The sequence below is a fragment of the Mesorhizobium sp. M5C.F.Ca.ET.164.01.1.1 genome (assembly GCF_004792125.1).
Classification (GTDB): domain Bacteria; phylum Pseudomonadota; class Alphaproteobacteria; order Rhizobiales; family Rhizobiaceae; genus Mesorhizobium; species Mesorhizobium wenxiniae.
Genome location: NZ_SRTG01000001.1, coordinates 1,545,858 through 1,569,584 on the forward strand (window position 1 = coordinate 1,545,858; position 23,727 = coordinate 1,569,584).

A 23,727-nucleotide genomic window follows, 5' to 3' on the forward strand; every position below is an offset into this window, starting at 1 on the left:
CCGTTTTTTCTTGGCAACCATTGGATAATCATCGGCCAGGACAGAACCAGCCAAAGGCTGGAACGGGTCGGCTGAAAAAAAGTTCCGCAGCTCTAACGAAAATACAGGAGCGAATCTCACCGGCCGAACGCATGATTGAGCGCGATTCGGGTGGTTTTTTCCCGACGCTCGCCATGGTGTCGGAACAACGGCGCGGTCACGACGTTGTGAATATGTAACGCCGCGACCAATCTCCCACCCGGTGGCTCGTGGCGTGAACCGATAACGCACGAGGAGAGATTACGATGATCCGCACGCTCTTAACCACCACCGCACTCGCAGCGCTGCTTGCGACCGGTGCATATGCGCAGACGGCCACAACCCCGGCGCCGACGCAGGACCCGGCAGTCCAGGATACCGCTCCTGCGGCTCCCGTTGCGCGCGCCGAAGGCAGCCTGGTGACCAACATCATCGGGGAATCGGTCTATAATGGCACAGGCGACGATGCCGAGAACATTGGCAATGTCGACGACGTCGTCTTCGACGAAAACGGTCAGGCAAAATCCGTCATCATCGGCGTCGGTGGCTTTCTTGGCATTGGCGCCAAGAACGTGGCTTTCGACTACAACAAGCTGGAATGGGCCGAACGGAATGGCGACCGCTGGCTGATTGCCCAAACCACAAAGGATGAGTTGACGGCCCAGCCGGACTTCGATCGCAGGCCTTACGATCCGGTTCCTGCGGCCACCGACACCACGGCTACGGCTCCTCCAGCCCCTTCTGGCACGACCGATACCACCGCACAGAATGCTCCGGCGGCTCCGGTCGAACCGGTTCCGGCCGAACCCGTGAAGCGCGCCGATGGCAACCTTGCCACCAACATCATTGGTGAGACCGTCTATAACGGCACCGGCGACGACGCTCAAAACATCGGTGACGTGAACGACATCGTCCTGGCCAAGGATGGCAAGGCCGAGTCGCTGATCATTGGCGTCGGCGGCTTCCTTGAGGTTGGCGAAAAGAATGTCGCCTACGAGTTCGATAAGGCCAAGTGGGCGGAAAGGGACGGCGATCGCTGGCTGGTGGCCGAGACCACGAAGGAAGACCTGGAGGCGTTGCCAGAGTTCAACCGCGAGCCCTATGATCCGGCCCCGGCGACAACCGCATCGACTGACGCGGCGGCGCCGGCGCCGGTGACTACCACCCCTGCTGTCACTCCAGCCCCGGCGGAGAAGACCGCGGAAGCTCCGGCGGCAACGCCTGACCCGGCTGCTCCGGCACCGGCGGACAAGACGGCGCAGGCCCCGGCAACAACGACTGACCCCGCTGCTCCAGCACCGGCGGACACGACAGCCGAGGCTCCGGCTGCAGCAACGCCTGACGCAACCCCCGACCAGACGCAGACCGCGGCGATCGACAAGTCGGCGCTGACCGAAATGCCGATCAACGAAATCCGGTCCGAAGATTTGGTTGGAACCACCGTCTACGGCGCCAATGATGTCAACGTCGGCGAGATTGGTGACGTCGTACTGACGGGCGACAAGAAGGTCGACGCCGTCATCATCGACGTCGGCGGTTTCCTCGGCGTTGGCGAGAAGGAAGTCGCTGTCGGCATGGACAATCTTAAATTCATGACCGACAAGGATGGCAACCGCTATCTCTACACTAACTTCACCAAGGAGCAGCTCGAGGCGCAGGTCGCCTATGACAAGGGCACCTATACGCAAAAACGTGACGAACAGCGTATGATGATGCGCTAAGCCCCAGTGATTGACCCCGAAAGGCCCGCGCCGGCGACGGCGCGGGTCTTTTCTATGACTGGAAAGGCGGCAGGCGTGCGACGTGGCCGACAACGCCGTCGTCGGTCAGTTCGGCAAGCGCCAGCGACTGATCGAGATGTTCGGCCCGCCAGGCAAGCAGCCTTTCGGCAAGCTCCAGCCGGACCGGCAGATAGGCCGGATCGGCGGCGACATTGGTCAGTTCGTCTCGATCCTTCTCCAGGTCGAACAGCAGCGGCGGTAGGCCGCCGCCGAAATGTACATATTTGAATTGTTTCGTGCGGATGACGGCCAGATTGCACTGGCGCGGCCCGATGCCGAAATGGCGCTCGGCATCACCGTCGGCAACCGAGCGGAAATCGAACTCCCAATGCGCAGCCTCGCGCCAGTTCCGCGGCTCCCCGGCATCCAGGAACGGCTTCAGCGATCGTCCGTCGAGATGCGGCGGGGTTTCCTCGCCAAGCAGAGCGAGCAATGTCGGCGCAATGTCCACCGCCTCAGTGAAGCGGTCGACGCTGGCGCCGGCCGCTTTGCGGCGACGCGGGTCGCGGACGATCAGCGGAATATGATAACTGCCGTCGAAAAAGCCGCCCTTGCCCAGCATGTAATGGTCGCCCATCATCTCGGCATGGTCGGAGGTCAGCACGACGGTGGTGTCATCCCATGCACCCGCCGCCTTGACCGCCTGCCAGATGCGGCCAAGCTGTGCGTCGACCTCCGAGATCATGCCGTAATAGAGTGCGCGGATGCGGCCAAAATTGTCGTCGCCCCAGTCGCGCACCTTGCCCTCGGCGCCGGGGCGGAATTTCGAACGCTCCTGCAGGTCAAGATCATAGGCAAGGTAGGGGTGGCTTTCTGCCTCGGCCTGCCAGCGCACGGCGCGCTGGAAAGCCGGTCCCTCGGCAGGATCATACATCCTGTTGTAGGGCTCCGGCACGATGAAGGGCGGATGCGGGCTGAGGAAGGAAAGATGCGCGAACCACGGTGTATCGCGCTCTTGTTCGCCAAGCCAGCGGACGAACTCGCCGGCCAGGAAAGCAGCTGGGGTTTCGTCCTTCGAGTAGACGGGCGGCGCGTTGGTCACCTCGCTGTCGGTCGTGCCTCCAAGCTCGTCCGCTGGGCGATGGATGTCGGGAAAGCCGGCGCTGCTATCGATGCCGCGCGCCTGGAGCCACGACAGCCACGGTTTCTGGTGCTCCGGCAGGAGTTGGCGCACGGTGAAGCCGGGCAGCACGCCTTCGTAGCTTTTCAGCCGCGGGTCGCCCGGCGCCAGCGTGCGCGGATCGGGCGATACGTCGGTATAGCCGAACAGCGTCGGATCATAGCCGAGGCTACGCGCCGAGAGCGCGATGTTGCCGTGACGGGCGTCGAGCGGGGTGCCGTTGCGGCAAACTCGGTTGTTCATCTGGTAGAGGCCGGTGTAAAGGCAGGCGCGTGCCGGCGAGCAGGGCGCCGCGCCGCCATAATGCTGTCGAAACAGCACACCCTCGGCGGCCAGCGCGTCGGCATTCGGCGTCCGCACCACCTTGTGGCCTGCCGCCGACAGGCAGTCGCCGCGCCACTGATCGCAGGTGATCAGGAGAACATTCGGGCGTCTGTCTTTTCTGACCAATGCTGTATCCTTCATTGAAACGTGCCGCTCATGGAGCCGAAATTTTTGTGGCGACGCAAGCCTGAGGTATTCGCCAAATCGTAAACAAAAGCCGCCTTATTGTTCACTCATAGAGCACAGTCCATCTGTGTTTGCGGCCTTTGCCGCCGGCTGGCCGGTTCTCATATTGGCGTGGACCGCGGCATGGGCCGCACAGGACAAGGAAAGGGGCAGAAAAATGCTCGACCAGATCAAAGGCCTGCATCACGTCACTTCGATGGCCAGGGATGCGCGCCAGAACAATGAGTTCTTCACCAAAAAGCTCGGCCTGCGCCGGGTCAAGAAAACCGTCAATTTCGACGCGCCGGATGTCTACCATCTCTATTATGCCGACGAGCTCGGCACGCCCGGTTCGGTGATGACCTATTTTCCGTTCCCCAATATCGGCAAGGGCCGCCACGGCGTTGGCGAGGTCGGCACCACGGTCTATTCGGTGCCCGAAGGTACGCTTGCCTATTGGGAAAAGCGTTTTGCCGATGAGGGCGTCGCCGGGCTGTCGCGCGAAGAGAGCTTCGGTGAGAAGCGCCTTGGCTTCGCCGGTCCCGACGGTGACGGGTTTGCGCTGGTCGAGAACAAGGCCGACACCCGTACGCCGTGGGCGAAGGGCGATGTTCCCTCCGACGAGGCGATCCGCGGCTTTCACTCGGTGTCGCTTAGGCTGAAGGATGGCGGCGCCACCGAAGAGCTGCTGAAATTCATGGGCTATGAAGAAATCGACACGTCCGGCACTGTAAAAAGGCTGGCTGTGAAGAACGGCAACGGCGCCAATATCGTCGATATCGAATCGCTGCCGGGCGCCGCTTTTGCCGATCTCGGCGCCGGCTCCGTTCACCATGTCGCCTTCGCTGTCGAAAACCGCGCCAAGCAGCTCGAAGTGCGCAAGGCGCTGATGGACACCGGCTATCAGGTGACGCCGGTGATCGATCGTGACTATTTCTGGGCGATCTATTTCCGCACGCCGGGCGGCGTGCTGTTCGAAGTCGCCACCAACGAGCCCGGCTTCGACCGCGACGAGGACACCGCCCATCTCGGCGAGGCGCTGAAGCTGCCGTCGCAGCACCAGCATCTGAGGCCCTATCTCGAGCAACATTTGCAGAAGCTGGAAGACTGAGGACAAGGTCATGAGCAAGGATTCTTACACCCACAAGGTCCTGCCCGGTTCGCCGGGCGACGCGTTGCTCTTCGTCTTCCACGGCACCGGGGCCGACGAGACTCAGCTTTTGTCGCTTGGGCGCGATCTCGCGCCGCAGGCGACTATCGTCTCGCCGCGCGGCGATGTCTCGGAACACGGTGCCGCGCGCTTTTTCCGCCGCACCGGCGAGGGCGTCTACGACATGGGCGACCTGGCGCGGGCGACGGACAAGATGGTAGGTTTCGTCAAGGCGCATGTCGAGGCGGCAAAGCCCTCGTCGGTGCTTGGCCTCGGCTATTCCAACGGCGCCAACATCCTGGCCTCGGTGGTGTTCGCGGCGCCCTCTCTGTTCGACGCGGCGGTGCTGATGCATCCGCTGATCCCGTTCGAACCGGAGATCGAGGGAAGTCTCGCCGGCCGTCGCATCCTGGTCACAGCAGGCAGGCGCGATCCGATATGTCCGCCCAACCTGACGTCGCGGCTCGAGGCCTATTTGCGCGCCGATGGCGCCGATGTCACAGTGGAGTGGCACGACGGCGGCCATGAGGTGCAGTCGAACGAGATCGAGGCGGCGCGGCGGTTCCTGTCCGCTACGCCGGCAGAAGGAGCGTAAGCAATGCTTGACCAATTGCCGGAGATCGAACTGGAGGATCGCGGTTCCAAAGGCCGTTATCTCTTGCGCGGGCCTGATGGCGCCGAGGCGGAGATGACCTTCACCAAGATCGGCGAGCACCAGATCATCATCGACCACACCGAGGTGCCGGATGCGTTCCGCGGCCAGGGCGCCGGGCTTCGCCTTGTCACCCGAGCCGTCGAGGACGCGCGCGCGGCGGGCAAGAAGATCATCCCGCTTTGTCCGTTCGCCAACGCCCAGTTCCATCGTCACAAGGAATGGGCCGACGTGCTGAAACAGTAGGTTCGGCTCAATTCGGCCACCTAAGCGCGCGGGATGACGGTGGAAGAGCGGGCGGCCACAAGGGGATAACGTCTCTGGCATTTGCGCAGTTCGTACATCTTGCCTAATTAGGCGTATCGCCTGCAGACTGGCTGCGACTGAGGCCCGCCCCCTGAAACCGAATGGCTCCCTGATGACCGAATCCGACCTCGTCCCCGTCTTCGACGGCCACAACGATACGTTGCTCAGGCTCTATCAGTCGAAGGACGCGGATGTTGAGAAGCTGTTCATCGAGGGAACGCAGGGTGGCCACATCGACCTGCCGCGCGCGATAAAGGGCGGCTTTGCCGGCGGCATGTTCGCGATCTTTCCGCCGCCGGTCGAGAAATCCAAGCGCAGTGCGGTTCCACCTGCGCCGAGCGATACCGAGCCCTTGCCGCCCGAAATTTCGCGCGCCGACGCGCTCGCTTCCACCATCGCCATGGCCTCGATCCTGTTCAGGCTGGAACGAGCGTCGGCACTCACCGTCTGCCGCAGCGCCGGCGACGTGCGAAATGCGATGGCGCAAGGGTCGATCGCGGCGGTGTTCCATATTGAAGGCGTCGAGGCGATCGACCCCGAACTGACGATGCTCGACGTGTTGCATGCGGCCGGCCTGCGCTCGCTCGGCGTCGTCTGGAGCCGCCCGAACGCTTTCGGCCATGGCGTGCCATTCCGTTTCCCGTCGACGCCCGACACCGGACCTGGCCTGACCGATGCCGGCAAGGGACTGGTCAAGGCCTGCAACCAGCTCGGCATCATGGTCGATCTTTCGCATCTCAACGAAAAGGGGTTTCGCGACGTCGCCGAGATCAGTGACGCCCCGCTGGTCGCGACCCACTCGAACGTCCATGCGATCTGCGGCCATTCCCGCAACCTCACGGACTGGCAGCTCGGCGCGATCCGCGAGTCGGGTGGCATGGTCGGCCTGAATTTCGCGACCGGGTTTTTGCGCGAAGACGGCCGGATGAATGCTGATACCAGTGTCGACATCATGGTGCGCCATGTCGATTCGCTGCTGCAGGCGCTGGGCGAAAACGGCGTCGGCCTCGGGTCCGATTTCGACGGCGCCATGATCCCGGCTGTTATCGGCGACGTTACCGGCCTGCCGAAGCTGCTCGATGCGTTCGCGGCGCGCGGCTTCGGTCGCGCACTAATCGAGAAGATCGCCTATCGCAACTGGATCAACATGCTGGAAAAGACCATCGGGTAAAGCGTGTCGCCCGGCAGAGTAGCCAGCGACCTGCAATATATCGATCGAGCGGGGTTTTGATGATCTCGACAAAACCGTTGTGTCCGGAGCTCAAGCCGCGGATGATTGCGGACTTTGAGAACTTCAGGGCCGGCTCTTGAAGCGCCAGACCGTACGAACCGATGTCGCCATCGCCGGCGCGGGCTTTACCGGCCTGTCAGCCGCGCATGAATTGAACAAGGCCGGCATTGATTTTGTGCTGCTCGAGGCGCGCGGCCGCGTCGGCGGGCGGGTCGAGTCCAAGTGGAATGGGCTTGGCGAGCTGATCGACAGCGGCGGTCAGTTCCTGTGCGAGGACATGCCGGAACTGATGGCCCTGGTGCGAACGCGCGGTAAAACGTTGGTCGAGACCTATGTTAAGGGCGAAGTCATTGCCCAGCCGCTGACGGGCGAAAAGGAAGCCGAGCGAATCTACTACGCCTCGATGGCGATCCGCGACCGTATGAACGCGATTGCACCGGGCGATCCGACTATTGCCGGCTTGACCGTCGCCGCATGGCTCGATCGCCAGAACGATCCCGGTGAGGCCAAGGCGGCTTTTCGCTCGATGATCGAGGGCCTGTGGTGCCAGGCGCTCGAAAAACTGCCGCTTTGGCACCTCATCGACAATGACCGCCGTATCACCAATGAGGTGTCGGAGCTGCAGTATTTCGTGCACGAAACCATGCAGTCTCTGGCGGATGATCTGGCTGAGGATCTCGGCGACCGCCTGCGATTGAACACGCCGGTCAGAACGATCGAGCGCAGACTGGGAGGAATTCGTCTCGCGTCGACGACGGGCTCGATCACGGCGCGAATGGCGCTGATCGCCATGCCGCCGATGATGGCTTCGAAGCTGGATTTCGCACCGGCGCTGCCGGTTGCCTTGGAAAAGGCCCTCGGTGTCTGGCAAAGCGGCGCGGTGATCAAAATGCAGGTGCGCTACCCCACAGCCTTTTGGCGCGCCAAGGGCTTGAGCGGCATGGTGATGTGGCGCGATCCGCCGGCACTTTTTGCCTGTGAAGTCAGCAAGGATGGCGGCCACCCTGCGTTGGTCGTCTTCGTCGGCGGGCCGCTTGCTCTACGCTGGCGGGAGTTGGGAGATGCCGCGTTGCGCGCGGAGGTTACGGCGCGGCTCAAGGAGGCGCTCGGCACGGACGCAGGCAGCTTCACCGATTTCAGCTGTCGCGACTGGACCGATGATCGCTGGAGCGGCGGCGGCTACAGCGATCTCATCATCGATACGAGTGCCACCGATGCCGAACAAACCATCCTGGCCGGCGCGCCGCCAGTGTATTTCGCATCCTCGGAATTGTCGCCGTCATTTCCGGGCTATGTCGAAGGCGCAATCGTGGCTGGGCGCATTGCTGCACAGAAAATCCTCTCGGAATTTAATCCGCAGTAGTCACAAGCGCCTCATGGTCGCAGGTGAGGCGTCTCAAGCTGGCGACCGGACGTCGCCGGGCTACAGCGGCGGCGTGATTTGATCCCGTGAACATGCGACTGCATGAAACAGTTCGGCAAAGAACTCTCGCGCCCTCGCAGACCGAATATGCCCGGTACTGCCCGAATTCCGGTTTCAAATCTGTTACACGGTCAGTTTGCGTGCGTCGTTCGTCCGTTACCGGGTGCGGCTAAGTTCGTTTCAGCAGAAAAAGAAAATCAATGAAGGGAATGGCGATGCATACGAAAATCCAGACTGCCTACAATGACCGCCTGCAGGCGCCGGAGCGCAACGATCGGCGGCCGAAGCTGGCGCTGCGCCGGCGCGCCAACGACCATCCGATGGCGCTGTTCGTGGTGCTGGGCGCCGCCGCATTCGTCGGCATGGCGTTCGCGCCGACGGTTGGACCAGCCTTTGCTTCACTGAACCCGCCGGCAAATATCGTTGACGGCGCGCCGACCACGACAAAGACCGCGCGCCTGCCGATGCCGGAGATCGATTTTGTCTGCAAGGGGCAAGCCTGGGGCGCCGAAAGTGCGGACTGCCTGCGCGTCATCGCCGAGCAGTCCGGAATCCACAAGGCTCGCGCGGTCCGCGTGATCGCCAATGCCCCGCCGCTGACCGATACGCCGAACGTTTTTTGATGCCCCCCGAGCGACCCTCCAGCGCTCCCGGCAGGCTCCCGCCGCATCGTCGGCCGGGAGTCTTTTTTCTCTGGCCTCTAACCCTTCGTTTGAGCATTCGGATTCTTTCAAAAGCCGATTTCCACCAGTCCGAAGTTCTAGCTGCCCAATGCCGCCTGCTCGGCGATGGCCGACAGCACGCCGCGCACGTCCAGCGTGCTGAACGGCTTTTCCAGGATCTGCGGACGCTGCGGCGCGGGCAATGCTTCGATTTCGGCCTTTGCGCCGATCAGGTCGCCGGTGACCAGAACGAAGCGCCGCGCCAGATCGGGCTTTTCGGCGAGCAGTTCGCGATACATCGATATGCCGCTGGTGCCGGGCATGCGCAGATCGGAAAAGACGATGTCCGGCGGCATGTGGCCGGTCAAGGTCGCGGCGGCCGATGCCCAGGCCGGCACGATCCGCGACTTGATGCCCATCAACTCCAGAATATCGGACAGCGACGCGGCGACATCCGGCTCGTCGTCGATGATCAGCGCGTGACGCAATCCGCTCGAGCGCGACGGGGTTTCGCCGGCGGCGGCCGCGCCGGCGGAGATCGCCGGCAATTGGACGACGAAACGGGCGCCCCTCGGCAGAACTTCCTCGAACCAGACATTGCCATTGTGCCGTTCGATGATCGATTTGGAGATTGACAGGCCGATGCCGGTGCCGACGCCGACAGGCTTGGTGGTGAAGTAGGATTCGAAGATGCGAGAGCGAATCGCTTCCGGCACGCCCAGCCCGTTGTCCTCGACTGAGAAACAGGGATTGCCGCGATCGCTGCGAAACGTGCGAACCTTGATCAGCCGGTCGCCGCCGATGCCGGCCAGAGCGTGCTGGCTGTTGATGAGGAAGTTGGCGGCCACTTGCGTCACATGGTCGGCGTCGGCCATGGCCAGCAGCGGGCCGCTGGCGAAATCGGTATCGATAATGATGCCGGTCGACCTGGCGCCGTAGGCAGTCACTTCGAGTGCCGCGCGGACCACCTGGTTGAGGTCCGTCTCGGCCTGCGCCGCCGGGTGCAGGCGGACCATTGAGAGGAAGCTCTTGACGATGCGGCCGCAACGCTCGGCGGCGGCGCGCACCTTTTCGGCGCGCACCTTGGTCTGCGGGTCTGAAGCGAACTCGTGCAATAGCGTCGATTGTGCGACGACCACGGCAAGCGGGTTGTTGAGCTCGTGTGACACGCCGGCAAGCAGCGAGCCCATCGCCGCCATCTTCTCGTTCTGGTGCAGCTTTTCGCGCTGGCGGCCGATCTCCTCCTCGGCGCGCAATTTGTCGCGAAGGTCGCGGATCGAGCCGAAGATCAGGCGGCGGTCGGCGACTCGCATCTCGGTCGCCGTCAGTTCGATCGGAAAGACCTCGCCGGCCGCATTCTGGGTGACGGTCTCGATCCGCTGGCCGACCATCGGCGCGCCGCGGCCCGACATGTATTCGGCGCCCGACACATAGCCCTTGCGATAATATTCCGGAACGACGGTGTCGAGCAGGTCCTTGCCGAGGATGTCACTGCGCTGATAGCCGAACATCTTTTCGGCGGCAGGATTGAACTCGATGATCGAACCGGTCTCGTCGATGACGATGATGGCGTCTAGCGAGGCCTGCAACATGGTGCGGCGGATGACTTCGCTGGCATGGGCATCGGAAAGCGATCGTTCGATGGCGTCGCCGATGGCCAATGCCACGATGTGCAGCGTTGCCTCTTCCTCGTCGGTCCATTCGCGCTCGTTCACGCAGTCGTTGACCGCCAGCGTGCCCCACAGATGGCCATGCGCAAAGACCGACACCGACAGGAACGACTTGATGTGCTGCTTTTCGAAGTCGGTTCTCAGAAAGCCTTCAAGGTCGCGCGTGTGTCCCGCGAAGATCTTGCCTTGCCGCTCGTCCTCCGCCAACCGTTCCAGCAGTGGGTCCGAATTGACAACCGACTGCATGATTACCGTTGGCGACGCCAGTTCGCCACCAAATCGGGGGTTGATCCAGTAAGCCGCGACCGACTGGGCAAAGCCCTGGCCGGGCAGCTCGCGCAGCCGAAACAGGATGCCGCGCTGGCAATCCATGGCTCCGCAGAGCGTTTCAAGGATGCTGTCCATCTCGCGCTGCCAGTCGCCGGCTTCGCGAAGCCGGCGAACGACATGGACAGCCGCCATCGCCGCGCCCTGCCTGACGCCGTGCATATCGCTGCGTGCTGCTTCAGCCGTCATGGTCAGCCGTCATTTCACAGTCGTGCCACCGAGAGTGGTTACCGGTGGCCGCGCCGCTCAGTTGCTTTCGCCGGTCGGCAGCGAGAAGATATAGCCTTCGCCGCGGACTGTGCGCAGGAATTTCGGATTGGCCGGGTCCGCCTCGATCTTCTTTCTCAGCCGCATGATGCGGATATCGACCGCGCGCGACGATTCAGGATCTTCCACGAAGCCGATCGCCTCGGAGATCGCCGCACGCGTCAGCAAACGGTTGGCACGCGTCAGAAAGACCTCCAGCACGTCAAACTCGCTCTTGGCCATGTCGATGACTGTCCCATTGGTGCCGGTGACGAACCGGCCGTCGAGATCGGCATGGAAAGGGCCGAAGCTCATGAAACGGCGGTTGGCAGTTGTTTCGGCCTTGGCGCCCTGTGGTTCGGCAGGCTGCGGCACGCGGCGCAGCACGCTGCGGACCCTCGCCAGCACCTCGCGCAATTCGTAAGGCTTGACGATGTAGTCGTCGGCGCCGAGTTCCAGCCCGACGATGCGGTCGAGCGCGGTGCCGGCGGCAGTGGCGTAGATGATGCCGATAGGCATTTTCGAGCGCAGCCAGCGGCCGAGCGACAGGCCGTCCTCGCCTGGCATGGCGATGTCGAGGATGGCCAAGTGAAACGACTGCGTTTCCAGCAAGGTTCGCGCGGCGCTGGCACTCTCGGCCGTCGCGACATCGTAGCCGCTGGCGCCGAGATACTCGGCGACCGCGTCCCTCAGATCCGGCTCGTCCTCGACGATGACAATTCGCGCCCGCACTATGCTCTCGCTCCCGCTTTCAGCGGAAAGTAGATTGGGTATAAACATCATGTCCAGCACTCATCTTGGGTTGCCGGTTGCAGGGTGGAAAAAAATGGCTGCACGATCCGTCATCGCGCTGGTTTCCGTCGCCGAAGTGGTCGCGACCGATCTCGCCGACCATCTCGAACGGCGTGGTCATGACGTGCGCGCGGTGCGGCAGCCGTGGGAGGCCGAATCCTTGCTTTCCGGAAAGGGCATCGATGTCGTCGTCGTCGGCGACAGCCTCAGCCAGGCCGAAGGGCGTGATCTGCTCAGGCGCCATGGCGGCGAGGGCGGGCCGGATTTCATCCTGATCTGCCGGCCGGCCGATCTCGTCGACAAGGTGCTGGCGCTCGAACTCGGCGCCGCCGACGTCGTCGAGAGCCCGCTCAATGTCAGGGAACTCGCCGCTCGTATCGGCGGCTTGCTGGCACGGCGCGGCAGGAACGCCGGGGAATTGGTCGTGCTGGAGAACGCGACGGTCGACCTCCGGTCGGCCATGGTCATGCATCGCTCCGGCACGGAAGAACAATTGTCGCCGGGTCAGGTGGCGCTGCTCAGATTGTTCCTGGCCAGTCCGCGCAAGGTCTTGACACGCGACGACATCATTGCCGCCGCGCCCGCCGAAAATGCCGATGCCTTCGATCGCTCGATCGATTCGCGCATCGTGCGGCTGCGCCGCAAGCTCGACACCGAGACCATCACCACTATAAGGGGTGCGGGCTACCGGTTCGATCCGCCAACGCAGTTCGCCGACTGAGGCCGGGCCCCTCACCGTATTGCCCACAGGCCCAGGCGCTCAGCGGACCACAAGAAGCGACGGACCTGACGGCATTTCGCTGGCCGCGACGAATTCGCTCGCATGGGCACGATCCCTAAGAAGCACGGTGGCGAGGCCGGCAAAGCCGAGCAGGCCCTGTGCGTAGAGCAGTGCGGAAAGCACCGAAGCTGCAAATTTCGTGTTCATCGTATCCGTTCCCCAAATTCAGATCTGCTGCGTATGGCCTGTTTTCGGGCACACTCTCTTCCGGAAACCAGCACCACTTGTCGCGATGCGGTCTTTCGGTTCGGGATCATGTCTTCAGGGAAACCCCCGAAGCGCCCGCGCCGCCAGCGGAGCCCCCCGTCGCGGCGCGGGCCTTCGGTCCTCTCGGCTGCAAGTTGCCGGAGGGGCCGCGCATCTTCTTCAGCCCAAAACCGACCCGCCAGAGGGCCTTGAGCCGGTTGATGCGCAGACTGGACAGGATCCAGACCGTGGCGAAAAACAGTGCGGCATGCAGCGTCGAAACTTCGCTTGAAGTCATCCCCGCAAGCTTCGTCGTCGGGCTGCCGGCGAAGGTGCCGACGCCGCCGATCATCGCTGCGGCTATGCTTATCCTGAAGAGCCAGGAGATCGCGTTCGATTGCATGTTCATCTTCGTTTGTGTCGGCTGTTTTCGTTGGGTCAACTCTGCGGGTGGCCCGTATCCAGATCATGCCGCTAGCGTCCGCGCTTTGTTGCAGATTGGTTTCGAGCCAAGTCGAATTTCTTTCATATGAGGGTAGACCGCACTTTCACTTGGAGAAGACAATACCTTTTTGCGGGCCCGGGCTTGAGCAGCCGAGGCTTTATGTCATTGGGTTCACCCCTACAAATCCCTCGGATCGGCTTTGGGCTGTTAACCATGGGAAACACATTCGAAACAGAAACGCCTGCCGTGCGAAATCAATTCGAAACGTCACCCAACGATAAGCCAGTCATCGAATTGGAGCCGGCCATGTCCGGCAGATGGGGGACATCATGTACACTGCCATTTCTACCAAGCTCATCAACATCGCTGCCGCCGCCCTCACGGGTGCGGTTCTTCTGTTCGGCCCCGATAATGGCGTCGCCCATGCCGCCAATCAGATAGTGGCGCGGATTTCGCTTTCGCAGCAGACGATGCAAGTCATGGTCGACGGGCGGCCGACCTTCGCGTGGAAAGTCTCGACCGGCGCAAAGGGGCATGTCACCCCGACCGGCTCGTTCAAGCCGACCCGCATGCACCAAATGTGGTATTCGAGGAAATATGACAACGCGCCGATGCCGCATTCGGTCTTCTTCAAGGGTGGCTACGCCGTGCATGCGACCAATTTCGTCAAGCGCCTCGGCCAGCCGGCCTCGCATGGCTGCGTGCGGCTGCATCCGGTCGACGCCGCCGATTTCTACCAGCTTGTCGAGACTTTCGGTCCGGCCAACACCAGGATCGTCATCGTCAAATAGGTAAGCAAAGTCGATCCGCCTGCCGGGTGAAACAGGTTCCGGGTCGGACATCACTGCCCAAGAAAAAGGCCGGAAATTTCCGGCCTTTTTTGTCAATCAATCAACCGGGACCGGCATCAGCTTCGGGTCAGGCTTCTCGGCGTGATGCGGCAGGTCCTTGCTGGCAATGAAGGTGTAGAACATCGGCACCACGAACAGGGTGAACATGGTTCCCACCAGAATGCCGGTGAAGATCACCAGGCCCATCGAATAGCGCGCCGCCGCACCCGCGCCGCTGGAGATGATCAGCGGCACCACGCCGAGCGCCATCGCAGCCGTCGTCATCAGGATCGGCCTTAGCCGCACCCTGGCCGAGGCGACGATCGCATCTCGCCGCCGCATCCCGTGGAGCTCGCGCTGCTGGTTGGCAAACTCGACCAGAAGAATGCCGTGCTTGGTGATCAGACCGATCAGCGTGATCAGGCCGACCTGCGTGTAGATATTGAGCGTCCCCAGCCCCAGATTGAGCGGCACGATCGCGCCGAAGATCGACAGCGGCACCGACATCATGATGATTAACGGATCGCGGAAGCTTTCGAACTGCGCCGCCAGCACCAGATAGATGACCAGAACGGCTGCCGCGAAGGCGATGATGATCGTGTAGCCCTGTTCCTTCTCCTGCCGCGACTGGCCAGTATAGTCGATGAAGAAGGTATCGGGCAGGCTTCCCCTGGCGATATCCTCGATCGTCTTCAGCCCGTCGCCGGTGGTGACGGTGGGCAATGGCAGAGCCGAAATCGTGGCGGAGTTCAATTGGTTGAACTGCTCGATCGCGGCCGGCGATGCATTGGTCGAGATCTTCACCACCGCCGAGAGCGGCACCATCTCGCCCGACGCGCTGCGCACGAAATACTCGGCCAGCTTTTCAGGGTTGTCGCGGAAGTTCTGCGGCACCTGCGGGATGATGTCGTAGCTGTTGGATTCGCGGTCGAATTGCGCCACCTCAGCGCCGCCGACCAAGAGGGTCAGCGTCCGGCCGATGTCGGCGATCGGCAGGTTGAGCGCCGCGGCGCGGTCGCGGTCGATCGTCACCGTCACTTCTGGCGCGTCGTAGGACATCGAATTCTGCACGGCGAGGAAGCGACCGGAGGCCTGCGCCTTGTTCTTGATGTCCTCGGCCGCCTCATACACCTGGGAGGCCTCGCCGGTCGAGCGCACCACCATCGTGATCGGCAGGCCGCCGCCGGAGCCGGGCAGCGTGGGCGGTGCGAAGACGAAAGCTTCGACGCCCGCAACCTTGCTGAGGCGACCCGTGATGTCTTCCTGAAGTTCCTTCGAGCTGCGCGTGCGGTCGGCCCAGTCCTTGAATGCAAAGCCGACGAAAGCGTTGTTCGTCGGGCCTTGGAACGCGACGGCGGAGAACCGCGCCCTAGTTTCGGGGATATCATTCATCAGCCCGAGAATCTGGTTCACATAGGTTTCGGTGTAGTCCGACGTCGCATAGCGCGGCGCATTCACAATAGACAGTAAGAAGCCCTGGTCTTCTTCCGGTGCCAGTTCGCTCGCGGTCTTGGTGAACATGAAGCCGGTCGTGGCGACCAGTGCGATGACGATCATCAGCGTCACCGGGCGATATTTCAACGAGCCGCTGACCAGCCGTTCATAGACGTTTTCGACGCGCCTGAATGTGGTGTCGACAATGCGCTGGAAGCGGCTGTGCGAGCCGGCCCTGAGGATGCGTGCCGACATCATTGGCGTGATGGTGAGGGCGACGACACCCGAAAGCACCACCGAGCCGGCAAGCGTCACCGCGAATTCGCGAAACAGCGCGCCGGTCAGGCCGCCGGTGAAGGCCAGCGGCGCGAACACGGCGGCCAGCGTTATCGTCATGGCGATGACGGCGGACGAGATCTCCCGCATGCCGTTGAAGGCCGCCTGCATCGGCGACAAACCGTCTTCCTCCATATGGCGGTGGATATTTTCCACCACAACGATGGCATCATCGACGACGAGGCCGATCGCCAGCACCATGGCCAGCAACGACAAAAGATTGATCGAATAGCCCAGCGAAAACAGCAGGAAGCAGACGCCGATCAGTGACAGCGGAATGGTCACGATCGGCATCAGCACCGAGCGGAACGAGCCGAGGAAGAGCAGGATGACGACGATGACGATGGCGACCGCTTCGCCGATGGTCTTGAACACCTCCTCGATCGACGCGCTGATCTGCTCGGTCGAATCGTAGACGATCTCGATCGTCATGCCTTGCGGCAGCGTCTCCTGGATCGTCGGCACGATTTCGTGGATCGCCTCCGCTGTCGTCAGCGGATTGGCGGCCGGCGTCGGAAAGATGGCGAGGAAGATGCCGGGCTTGCCGTTGAAAGTGACCCTGGTGTCGGTGTTCGCCGCGGCGAGCTCGACGCGCGCCACATCGCGCAGCCTCACCACATTGCCGTCCTTCGATCGGAGCGGAAGGGCGGCGAAAGCCTCCGGCGTCTGCAGCGTCGAGCGAACGGTGATCGAGGAGGCGACGTATTCGTTTTCGGTATTGCCGGGCGCGGAGAGGAAATTCGATTCATTGATGGCAGTCAGCACTTCCGCCGCCGTCACGCCGCGCGCCGCCAGTTTGACCGGGTCGATCCAGACGCGCATCGAATATTCGGCGGCCCCGAAGATCTGAACGTCGGCGACACCCTCGACCGTCGACATGCGCGGCCGTACGACGCGCTCGATATATTCGGTGAGCTGTTCCGGCGTCATGTTCGGATTCTGCATCGAGATGTACATCATCGCGAACTGCTCGCCGGTGCCCTTGACGATCACCGGGTCTTCGGCCTCGTCTGGCAGATCGCCGCGTACGCCTTGTACCTTCGACAAGACTTCGTTCAACGCGACGTCGGGGTTGGAGCCGAGTTTCATCTGCACCGTCACGGTGCTTAAGGACGGCCGGCTCGCCGACGTGACATAATCGATGTTTTCGGTCGAAGCGACGGCACGGGCGATCGGCGCGGAAATGAATCCCTGGATCAGGTCGGCGCTGGCGCCTGGATAGGCCGTAGTGATCGTGATGGCCGTTTCTTCAACCTCCGGATACTGCCGGATCGAAAGGTTGAAGATGCCCTGGAAACCCAGAAGCAGGATCATCAAGGCGAGCACGGTCGAAAGGACCGGGCGGCGGATGAAGAGGTCGGAAAAGCTCATTGCTGGGCTGCCTGCTGGTTCGCCGGCTTGGTCGGGTCGATCGTGTTGTCGACGGCTACGGACATGCCGTTGGAGAGCCGGTTCTGGCCGGCGGTAACGACTTCGTCGCCGGGCGCAATACCTTCCAGGATCTCAACCAGGCCGGCATTGCGGCGGCCGGGCTTGACGAACACCTGGGCAAGTGCGAGCTGCGGTTTCTGTTCTTCCGCTGTCGATTCGGCCGGGGTGGCAGCCGGTTTTTCCTCGGGTTTTCCCGCAGGCGCTTCGGCCGCGGGCTTCGCAGTATCCGTGGCTGGCTTTTCTTCCGGCTTTGCCGCCGCAGCAGGGGCGGCGCCATTGGCCGCGGCCGCCTTCGCCGGACGCACCACAAAGACGAAGTCACCGTAGAGGCTGGAGGTCAGCGCGGTCTGCGGCACCGTCAGCACGTTGTTTTCCTCGGGCAATTCGACGCGCACCTGCACGAACTGGCCAGGTGTCAGCTTGCCTTCGGGGTTGGCGACCTCGGCTCTGACCGTCACCAGCCGGCTGGTCGGGTCGATCTTCGGGTCGATACCGCGAATGGTGCCGGCGAACGGCAACTCGCCGTCGCCAATGCCCAGCCGCACCGTCTGGCCGATCTTCAGCAGCGGAAGCTGCTGTTCGGGAACCGAGAAATCGGCCCGCATCGTCTCCAGGTCCTGCAGGGTCGCTACGGAAGTGCCGGGTGAGAGATACTGGCCGAGATCGATCCTGGGGATACCCACTGTGCCGCTGAAGGGCGCGGTCAGCAGCTTCTGCTCGAGCACCGCCTGCAGCCTGTTGACCTGTGAAGCGGAAGCCGATGCGGCTGCCCGCGCCGAGTCGAGCGTCGATTCCGAGCCGACACCGCGTTTCTGCAATTCAAGGGCGCGTGTCAACGCCGTCTGGTCGAGCGCCGCTTGCGCCTTCGTCGCATCGAGATCGGCGCGCTCGGCGGCATCGTCGAGCTGAAGGAGAACCGCGTTGGCTGCAACCTTCTGATTGGCGTGAAACAGGATGTCCTTGACGATGCCGGCGGTTTCGACGGTCAGGTCGACGCCGCGGACCGCACTGACAGTGCCGATCGCCTCGACGCCAGGCGTCCAGTTCGTCGGCTTAACGATTGTCGTCGACACGGTCGCGGCCGGCGGCTTCATCGTGGCGAAGAATTGCTGCATTGCATTGTCGCGGAACAAATTGAAGCCGACGATGCCGCCGCACACCAGCACGAGCAGAATGAAGGCAATGATGAAACGCTTGATCACGAACAGTCCCCTTGGCCATGGCCCGGCATAACAGTCGGATGACCGAAACACATACCTGTGACTGGTCCCGATTTCAAATGACGGCGATCTTACTGTACCGTCTGGACGGTCTTGTCAAATCCGCGTAGGCTAATGTATGGGGAGCGACTGATGAAGGCCCGCAGAACAAATTCGCGTGATAAAATTCTCGCCGCCGCCGCCGATGTGGCACGCGAGACAGGGCCCGGCAGCCTGTCGCTGGACGCCGTCGCCAGCCGAGCCGGCGTGTCGAAAGGCGGCTTGCTGTACAATTTCCCGACCAAGGCGAAACTGATGCAGGCGCTGGTGGAGGAATACCTGCGCGCCTTTGAGCAGGCGCTGGAGTCCGCCCGCACGGCCGGCGCCAGCGGCGAAAGCCCGCTTGCGACCTACGTCAAGCTTTCGGCCGAACATGCCGAGGAATCGAAACCGTCGGCTTCCTGGATATTTTCGGCAATCGCCGAGGATCCCGATTTCCTGACACCGATAAAATCGTCCAGGCGGCAGGTTTTCGAGCGGCTCAAGGGAGAGACGCCGGACCTCAAGGCGCTGCTGGTCTGCTACCTCGCCATCGAAGGACTTCGCAGCATGAACCTCTTCGACTCGGACGTCCTTTCACAGGACGAACGCCGGTTGCTGGTATCGTCCTTGCTTGAGATCGCGGGATAGATTGCCGCGAGCAATTGGCGTGAATGGCCGAAACCCCTATCTGGCGGCCAGGCGCTGTCATTGTCATGACCGGATTTCCTACGTGTTGCCGGCCGGATGCGAGAAGCCTTCCCCCGCGCCGCAGGATAAACTTATTATGACAGGTGAGATCATGGTTGAGCCGGTTGGCCCAAGGCGCCGTTCAGGGAACTTTTGTTCGGCTGGCGATTTTGGCTATATGGTAGAAAGCCGAACTGCCAGAAGGGTATTGCCGATGACGACAAAACGCTTTGCGATCCGCGCGCTCGCCTTCGCGATAGGCTGCAGCATGTCCGCCTCGGCTTTCGCGGGGGACAAATACCGCGACCATCGGCACCGCGACTACCGGGTTCAATCTGAGCGCTACGTTCCCGCCGAAGGCGACATCATCGACATTCTGTTCGGCGGCCCGCGGTACTATGACCAGCAGTTGTTCACGACAGCCGCCGGAGCCTGCTCCTACCACAGGGTCGGGCCTGACGCGAATGCGTTGAACAAGATCAACGATCACCACTGCGGGAAGTAGGCGGCAGGCCTTCAGCGCCCGCCAGCCTCCTTCATCCGCGCGATGATGTCGGCCATCAGCGCCAGGTCGCGACGGGAATCGGCGAGGTCGGTCAGCGGCTTTGTCCCGTCGGTGATGTGGCGATGGAAGGTCTCAAGTTCATTCGAGAAGGCGTCGCCATAGAGCGGCCCGTATGACCGCGTCACCGGGCCGGCTGCGCCGGCCTCCGTCACTTCTAGCCGCGTCGGCAGGCTGCGGATGTAGGGTGTGTCGTAGATGATGCGGACCCGCTTGGTGTTCGAGCGTACCTCGATCATGGCGTCGAACAGGCCGAGGTCGTCGACCACCGCATCGTAGCAGCAGGCGAAATGCCCGTAGTCGAAGGTCACGCTGGTGTTGGCGCCGCCATTGGTGCGGTGCGCCGCAAGCACACGGGCCGGTTCGCCGAGCAGCCCGCGCATCGCCGAAATATGGTGCGAGCTCAGCGCCGTCAGGCCGCGATAGGCGCGTACGAGGTCAGCGGGCGCATCGCTGCCCACCACTTCGCGGATCAGCGCTTCCCGCTCCTTGGCGCCGCGTGCCAAAAGGGCCGGATCGATGTCGGTGGGATAGAGGATGTTCTGGCTCTTCTTCAGGAAATGCCGGCCCTCGGAGATCAGGTCGAAGATGCGGACATGGGTGATGTCGGTGAAGTCAGGCAGTTCCTCTATCGCTGCCAGATAGGCCGGGGCGTAGCGGCGCATGTAGCCGACAAAGATCGTCTTGGCGTAGTTTGGCGTCAGCGCCAGAAGCTCGTCGATCTCGCGCACCGTCAGGCAGGCGGGCTTTTCCAGGAGGATATGCTTGTTCGCCTCGACGGCGGCACGGACGAAACGGCTGTGGGTCTCGTCGGACGAGAGGATGAAAACCGCGTCGACATCCGGCGAATCGATCAGCGCATCTGCCGTTTCGAAGGCTTTGGCGGTCGGGTATTCGGATGTGCACAGCGCCATCAGGCTCGGCGAAACATCATAGATGCCTGATATCAGCCAGCGGTCGCGCTGGTCGCTCAGCACCGGCAGATGGATCGACTGCGCGACCTCTCCCAGGCCCACTAGCCCGACACGGATCACCGCCACGGCACACTCCCTTTGCAACCAATTGTTTCAGCCAAAAGCCTGTTTGGGCGACAGGGGCGGCTCGTCCTTCATGCCGCACCGGTGACGAGCGCGACGAGTTCGTTGCCGGTCGTCTCGGAGGCACGCACCGTCGCCACCATCCGTCCCGCTCGCATCACCCAGATCTGGTCGGACAGTCGCCGCACCTGGTCGAAATTATGGCTGACCAGGATGACGCTGACGGCCTGTTCGCGCAGGCGCCGGATCAGAGCTTCGACGTTGGCCGTCTCCTGCACGCCGAGCGCTGCGGTCGGCTCGTCCATCACCACCAGCTTGGCGCCGGAACCTGCGGCGCGGCAGATCGAGATCGCCTGTCGCTGTCCGCCCGACAGGCGCCGCACGCGCTGGCTGACCGAAGGCATGTTGATCGACAGGCGCGACAGCATGGCGCGCGCCTGCTGCTTCATGGCCTTGCGGTCGAGCAGGGCGAGCGGGCCGATCCGGCGCACGATCTCACGGTTGAGGAACAGGTTCTGGGCGACGGTCAGTTCGTCGATGAGCGCCAGGTTCTGGTGCACCGTCTCGATGCCGGCCTTGCGCGCCTCGTCGGGGTTGGAGAAGGGACGCGGCCGGCCGTCGAAGAAGATCTCGCCGCCATCCGGCACATGCACGCCGACCAGGCAACGTATCAGCGTCGACTTGCCGGCGCCATTGTCGCCGATCACCGCGGTGACCTCGCCACGGCGGGCCTGGAAGGCGACATCGGTGAAGGCGCGGATGCCGCCGAAATGCTTGCTCAGTCCTTCGCAGGCGAGGATCGCGTCGACCGACGGGGAGTGATTGACGGCGCTCATTTCTGATACCGCATGATCAGGGCCGCCAGCACCACGATGGCGCCAACGGCCAGGGGCTGGTAGAAGGCCGAAACGCTGAGCAGCGTCAGCCCGTTGACGAGAGCGGTGAGCATCAGCGCTCCGATCGCCGGGCCGAGAATGCTGGCGCGTCCACCAAACAGGCTGACGCCTCCCAAGACGACTGCCGCCACCGAATTGAGCAGAAGGCTGGTATTGATCTGCGGTTCGGCCGAGCCGATGCGCGCGACCAGGAGCAGTGCGGCGATGCCGGCGCAGAAGCCTGAAATCGTATAGGCGGCGATCTTGACCCGGTTGGTGCGGATGCCGAGCGCGCTGGCGCTTTCGACCTGGCCGCCGGTCGCCAACAGATGCACGCCGAAGCGGGTGTGGTAGAGCGCGATATGCGCCACCAGAACGGCTGATATCGCCACCCAGACGGGATAGCCGAACGGCCCGAAGGAACCGGATGCCAGCCGCAGCAGGAAGGTTGAGCCGACCATTATCGGCTCGCCGCCCGACAAGATCAGGCCGAGGCCGGTGACACCCGAAAGCGTGCCGAGCGTCACCACGAAGTCGGGTATTTTCCCGGCTGTGATGAGCAAGCCGTTCAGGAAACCGACCGCGCTGGTGGCGGCGACGGCCAGTGCGCAGGCGAGGAAGATGCCATAGCCCGCGGCATCGACGAGGCCGAGGATGATGGCGCCCAGCATGACCGCGGCAGCCAGCGAGAGATCGATGCCGGCGGTGGCGACGACGAAGGTCTGGCCGATCGACAGCACGACCAGGATCGCCGCGGCCAGCAGCAGGGCCTGCAAATTGGCGACGCTGAGAAAGACCGGCTGACTGATGCCGAACACGACGACGAGGCCGATGAGGCCGACGACCGATGCCCAGTCGGCCCAGAAGGAAGGATCCAGGAGGAGAGCCGCCAGGGAGGGACGGCTCTCCTCTGCCGCGCCCGCTGTATGCGCGGGCGCGTTTTGTTCAGGCGTGCTCACTTCAACATCTCGCGGAAGGGATCGGGATAGTCGCCGCCCGGGCGCGGGAAGTTCTTCAGCGAGGCTTCGGCATTGTCTTTGTTGATCAGAAGCACGGGTGCCGGCACGTTGGCGGGCAGTTCCTTGCCCATGGCCGCTGCCTTGCAGGCTTCCACGCCCATGGCGCCGACGACATAGGGATATTGGGCGACGGTGGCGGCGAGTTCGCCGGCAGCAACGGATTTCAAGGCGTCGACGATGCCGTCGAGCCCGATCACCTTGACGTCCTTGCCCGAAGTCTGGACGGCACGTTGGACGCCGAGCGCCATGATGTCGTTGGCGGCGAAGAAGCCGGCGAGATCGGGGTGTGCGGCCAGGATGTCGGTGGCCGCGGTCAGCGCCTTTTCACGGTCCCAGTCGGCGCTGACCATTACCACGACGTCGAGCTTGCCTTCGACGGCCTGCTTGAAACCTTTGATGCGGGCGTTGCTGCCGACATCGCCGACGATGCCGGCCACCAGCGCGACCTTGGAGCCTGCAGGAACCAGCTTCAGCATCTCCTCGCCTGCCAGTACGCCGGCGGCGACGTTGTCGGTGCCGATATAGGTTGAGATGGTGAAGCCAGCGGCCTTGGCCTGCTCGGCGTCGATGGTGCTGTCGATGTTGACGATCGGCTTGTTCTTCCGGGCGACAGGCACAAGTGCCTGGACGAGGTTGCTGACGCTGATCGGATTGACCAGATAGCAATCGAAATCCTGCATGGCCATGGCGGTCAACCGATCGGCCTGCCCGGTGGCGTCGCCCATATTGGCGGCTGCCTGGATAGTGACGGCCACGCCGTCGGCCTTGGCCTGCTGTTCGATGCCCTGGTGCATGTACTGGAAGAAGGGATTGTCGAGACCCTTGACGATCGCCGCGACGCGGGCCGCGTCCTCGGCATGGACCGGCATGGAAATGATGGTTGCAAACAGGCCTGCGCCAAGCGTCAGGCAATTGAACATACGCATGCTGCCTCCTCATAATGTTGGTTGTGTCGCAGTTGACCCGTTGTTCGGCGAACCAATGCCTGTGCCGGCG

The 23,727-nt window shown here is 62.8% G+C and carries 22 protein-coding genes; 11 read left to right on the top strand and 11 right to left on the bottom strand.

The window, feature by feature from the left end; all coding sequences use genetic code 11:
- Nucleotides 1-284: 284 nt before the first annotated feature.
- On the top strand, nucleotides 285-1,739 hold the full coding sequence (locus EN807_RS07545) for a PRC-barrel domain-containing protein (RefSeq protein ID WP_135934463.1): 1,455 nt from the start codon (nucleotides 285-287) through the stop codon (nucleotides 1,737-1,739).
- Between the two features lie 52 nt (nucleotides 1,740-1,791).
- Here EN807_RS07545 and EN807_RS07550 read toward each other — a convergent pair whose 3' ends face one another.
- On the bottom strand, nucleotides 1,792-3,369 hold the full coding sequence (locus EN807_RS07550) for an alkaline phosphatase family protein (protein ID WP_135934464.1): 1,578 nt from the start codon (nucleotides 3,367-3,369) through the stop codon (nucleotides 1,792-1,794).
- A gap of 217 nt (nucleotides 3,370-3,586) precedes the next feature.
- Here EN807_RS07550 and EN807_RS07555 point away from each other — a divergent pair, with 217 nt between their 5' ends.
- The 6 genes from EN807_RS07555 (at nucleotide 3,587) to EN807_RS07580 (ending at nucleotide 8,793) form a co-directional block, all read left to right on the top strand.
- Nucleotides 3,587-4,519 (top strand): VOC family protein, encoded by a 933-nt coding sequence (locus EN807_RS07555; RefSeq protein WP_135934465.1) that lies wholly within the window; start codon nucleotides 3,587-3,589, stop codon nucleotides 4,517-4,519.
- A gap of 10 nt (nucleotides 4,520-4,529) precedes the next feature.
- Nucleotides 4,530-5,153, top strand: coding sequence for an alpha/beta hydrolase (locus EN807_RS07560; RefSeq protein ID WP_135934466.1), 624 nt, complete (start codon nucleotides 4,530-4,532; stop codon nucleotides 5,151-5,153).
- Between the two features lie 3 nt (nucleotides 5,154-5,156).
- The gene (locus EN807_RS07565) at nucleotides 5,157-5,456 is read left to right on the top strand and encodes a GNAT family N-acetyltransferase (RefSeq protein ID WP_029348700.1); all 300 of its coding nucleotides are present in this window, start codon (nucleotides 5,157-5,159) and stop codon (nucleotides 5,454-5,456) included.
- Nucleotides 5,457-5,628: 172 nt separating this feature from the next.
- Nucleotides 5,629-6,687, top strand: coding sequence for a dipeptidase (locus EN807_RS07570; protein ID WP_135934467.1), 1,059 nt, complete (start codon nucleotides 5,629-5,631; stop codon nucleotides 6,685-6,687).
- A gap of 136 nt (nucleotides 6,688-6,823) precedes the next feature.
- Nucleotides 6,824-8,110, top strand: coding sequence for a flavin monoamine oxidase family protein (locus EN807_RS07575; RefSeq protein ID WP_135934468.1), 1,287 nt, complete (start codon nucleotides 6,824-6,826; stop codon nucleotides 8,108-8,110).
- A 275-nt stretch (nucleotides 8,111-8,385) separates the two neighbouring features.
- Entirely contained in the window at nucleotides 8,386-8,793 is a 408-nt protein-coding gene (locus tag EN807_RS07580; RefSeq protein WP_095517879.1) for a hypothetical protein, read from the top strand.
- Nucleotides 8,794-8,930: 137 nt separating this feature from the next.
- Here the strand turns inward: EN807_RS07580 and EN807_RS07585 are convergent, their stop codons facing one another.
- On the bottom strand, nucleotides 8,931-11,018 hold the full coding sequence (locus tag EN807_RS07585) for a PAS domain S-box protein (protein WP_189522368.1): 2,088 nt from the start codon (nucleotides 11,016-11,018) through the stop codon (nucleotides 8,931-8,933).
- A gap of 57 nt (nucleotides 11,019-11,075) precedes the next feature.
- Complete coding sequence (locus EN807_RS07590; protein ID WP_189522455.1) at nucleotides 11,076-11,855, bottom strand: response regulator transcription factor; 780 nt, start codon at nucleotides 11,853-11,855, stop codon at nucleotides 11,076-11,078.
- Nucleotides 11,856-11,901: 46 nt separating this feature from the next.
- Between EN807_RS07590 and EN807_RS07595 the strand changes: the two genes are divergently transcribed.
- A complete protein-coding gene (locus EN807_RS07595) occupies nucleotides 11,902-12,588 on the top strand; it encodes a response regulator transcription factor (RefSeq protein ID WP_065007437.1) in 687 nt (228 codons plus the stop codon).
- A gap of 39 nt (nucleotides 12,589-12,627) precedes the next feature.
- Here EN807_RS07595 and EN807_RS07600 read toward each other — a convergent pair whose 3' ends face one another.
- Nucleotides 12,628-12,795: a hypothetical protein gene (locus EN807_RS07600; protein ID WP_023797130.1), complete on the bottom strand. Its 168-nt coding sequence runs from the start codon at nucleotides 12,793-12,795 to the stop codon at nucleotides 12,628-12,630.
- A 106-nt stretch (nucleotides 12,796-12,901) separates the two neighbouring features.
- Entirely contained in the window at nucleotides 12,902-13,237 is a 336-nt protein-coding gene (locus EN807_RS07605; protein WP_246684029.1) for a hypothetical protein, read from the bottom strand.
- 371 nt (nucleotides 13,238-13,608) lie between these two features.
- Between EN807_RS07605 and EN807_RS07610 the strand changes: the two genes are divergently transcribed.
- Nucleotides 13,609-14,070: a L,D-transpeptidase gene (locus EN807_RS07610; protein WP_135934470.1), complete on the top strand. Its 462-nt coding sequence runs from the start codon at nucleotides 13,609-13,611 to the stop codon at nucleotides 14,068-14,070.
- A gap of 96 nt (nucleotides 14,071-14,166) precedes the next feature.
- Here EN807_RS07610 and EN807_RS07615 read toward each other — a convergent pair whose 3' ends face one another.
- Together EN807_RS07615 and EN807_RS07620 are read right to left on the bottom strand one after the other, a co-directional pair.
- On the bottom strand, nucleotides 14,167-17,250 hold the full coding sequence (locus EN807_RS07615) for an efflux RND transporter permease subunit (protein ID WP_127316224.1): 3,084 nt from the start codon (nucleotides 17,248-17,250) through the stop codon (nucleotides 14,167-14,169).
- Complete coding sequence (locus EN807_RS07620) at nucleotides 17,247-18,518, bottom strand: efflux RND transporter periplasmic adaptor subunit (RefSeq protein WP_135935808.1); 1,272 nt, start codon at nucleotides 18,516-18,518, stop codon at nucleotides 17,247-17,249. The genes EN807_RS07615 and EN807_RS07620 overlap by 4 nt, the downstream gene beginning before the upstream one ends.
- A 144-nt stretch (nucleotides 18,519-18,662) precedes the next feature.
- Between EN807_RS07620 and EN807_RS07625 the strand changes: the two genes are divergently transcribed.
- Nucleotides 18,663-19,199 carry a TetR/AcrR family transcriptional regulator gene (locus EN807_RS07625; RefSeq protein WP_135934471.1) on the top strand — a complete coding sequence of 179 codons (537 nt, stop codon included), beginning with the start codon at nucleotides 18,663-18,665 and terminating at the stop codon, nucleotides 19,197-19,199.
- A 253-nt stretch (nucleotides 19,200-19,452) separates the two neighbouring features.
- Nucleotides 19,453-19,743 (top strand): hypothetical protein, encoded by a 291-nt coding sequence (locus EN807_RS07630; protein WP_135935809.1) that lies wholly within the window; start codon nucleotides 19,453-19,455, stop codon nucleotides 19,741-19,743.
- A gap of 11 nt (nucleotides 19,744-19,754) precedes the next feature.
- Here EN807_RS07630 and EN807_RS07635 read toward each other — a convergent pair whose 3' ends face one another.
- From EN807_RS07635 to EN807_RS07650, 4 genes are all read right to left on the bottom strand, one after another.
- Nucleotides 19,755-20,840 (bottom strand): Gfo/Idh/MocA family oxidoreductase, encoded by a 1,086-nt coding sequence (locus EN807_RS07635; RefSeq protein WP_135934472.1) that lies wholly within the window; start codon nucleotides 20,838-20,840, stop codon nucleotides 19,755-19,757.
- A gap of 68 nt (nucleotides 20,841-20,908) precedes the next feature.
- Nucleotides 20,909-21,673, bottom strand: a complete 765-nt coding sequence (locus tag EN807_RS07640) for an ATP-binding cassette domain-containing protein (protein ID WP_135934473.1) — start codon at nucleotides 21,671-21,673, stop codon at nucleotides 20,909-20,911.
- Nucleotides 21,670-22,671 carry an ABC transporter permease gene (locus EN807_RS07645; RefSeq protein ID WP_135934474.1) on the bottom strand — a complete coding sequence of 334 codons (1,002 nt, stop codon included), beginning with the start codon at nucleotides 22,669-22,671 and terminating at the stop codon, nucleotides 21,670-21,672. The genes EN807_RS07640 and EN807_RS07645 overlap by 4 nt, the downstream gene beginning before the upstream one ends.
- Nucleotides 22,668-23,657 (bottom strand): substrate-binding domain-containing protein, encoded by a 990-nt coding sequence (locus EN807_RS07650; RefSeq protein ID WP_135934475.1) that lies wholly within the window; start codon nucleotides 23,655-23,657, stop codon nucleotides 22,668-22,670. The genes EN807_RS07645 and EN807_RS07650 overlap by 4 nt, the downstream gene beginning before the upstream one ends.
- Nucleotides 23,658-23,727 lie beyond the last annotated feature (70 nt).

Excerpts from the sequence above, each read along its gene's own strand:
- EN807_RS07545 (WP_135934463.1), top strand. The coding sequence starts at position 285 with ATGATCCGCACGCTCTTAACCACCACCGCACTCGCAGCGCTGCTTGCG.
- EN807_RS07555 (WP_135934465.1), top strand. The coding sequence starts at position 3,587 with ATGCTCGACCAGATCAAAGGCCTGCATCACGTCACTTCGATGGCCAGG.
- EN807_RS07560 (WP_135934466.1), top strand. The coding sequence starts at position 4,530 with ATGAGCAAGGATTCTTACACCCACAAGGTCCTGCCCGGTTCGCCGGGC.
- EN807_RS07565 (WP_029348700.1), top strand. The coding sequence starts at position 5,157 with ATGCTTGACCAATTGCCGGAGATCGAACTGGAGGATCGCGGTTCCAAA.
- EN807_RS07570 (WP_135934467.1), top strand. The coding sequence starts at position 5,629 with ATGACCGAATCCGACCTCGTCCCCGTCTTCGACGGCCACAACGATACG.
- EN807_RS07580 (WP_095517879.1), top strand. The coding sequence starts at position 8,386 with ATGCATACGAAAATCCAGACTGCCTACAATGACCGCCTGCAGGCGCCG.
- EN807_RS07585 (WP_189522368.1), bottom strand. The coding sequence starts at position 11,018 with ATGACGGCTGAAGCAGCACGCAGCGATATGCACGGCGTCAGGCAGGGC.
- EN807_RS07590 (WP_189522455.1), bottom strand. The coding sequence starts at position 11,855 with ATGTTTATACCCAATCTACTTTCCGCTGAAAGCGGGAGCGAGAGCATA.
- EN807_RS07595 (WP_065007437.1), top strand. The coding sequence starts at position 11,902 with ATGGCTGCACGATCCGTCATCGCGCTGGTTTCCGTCGCCGAAGTGGTC.
- EN807_RS07600 (WP_023797130.1), bottom strand. The coding sequence starts at position 12,795 with ATGAACACGAAATTTGCAGCTTCGGTGCTTTCCGCACTGCTCTACGCA.
- EN807_RS07605 (WP_246684029.1), bottom strand. The coding sequence starts at position 13,237 with ATGCAATCGAACGCGATCTCCTGGCTCTTCAGGATAAGCATAGCCGCA.
- EN807_RS07610 (WP_135934470.1), top strand. The coding sequence starts at position 13,609 with ATGTACACTGCCATTTCTACCAAGCTCATCAACATCGCTGCCGCCGCC.
- EN807_RS07615 (WP_127316224.1), bottom strand. The coding sequence starts at position 17,250 with ATGAGCTTTTCCGACCTCTTCATCCGCCGCCCGGTCCTTTCGACCGTG.
- EN807_RS07625 (WP_135934471.1), top strand. The coding sequence starts at position 18,663 with ATGAAGGCCCGCAGAACAAATTCGCGTGATAAAATTCTCGCCGCCGCC.
- EN807_RS07630 (WP_135935809.1), top strand. The coding sequence starts at position 19,453 with ATGACGACAAAACGCTTTGCGATCCGCGCGCTCGCCTTCGCGATAGGC.
- EN807_RS07640 (WP_135934473.1), bottom strand. The coding sequence starts at position 21,673 with ATGAGCGCCGTCAATCACTCCCCGTCGGTCGACGCGATCCTCGCCTGC.
- EN807_RS07650 (WP_135934475.1), bottom strand. The coding sequence starts at position 23,657 with ATGCGTATGTTCAATTGCCTGACGCTTGGCGCAGGCCTGTTTGCAACC.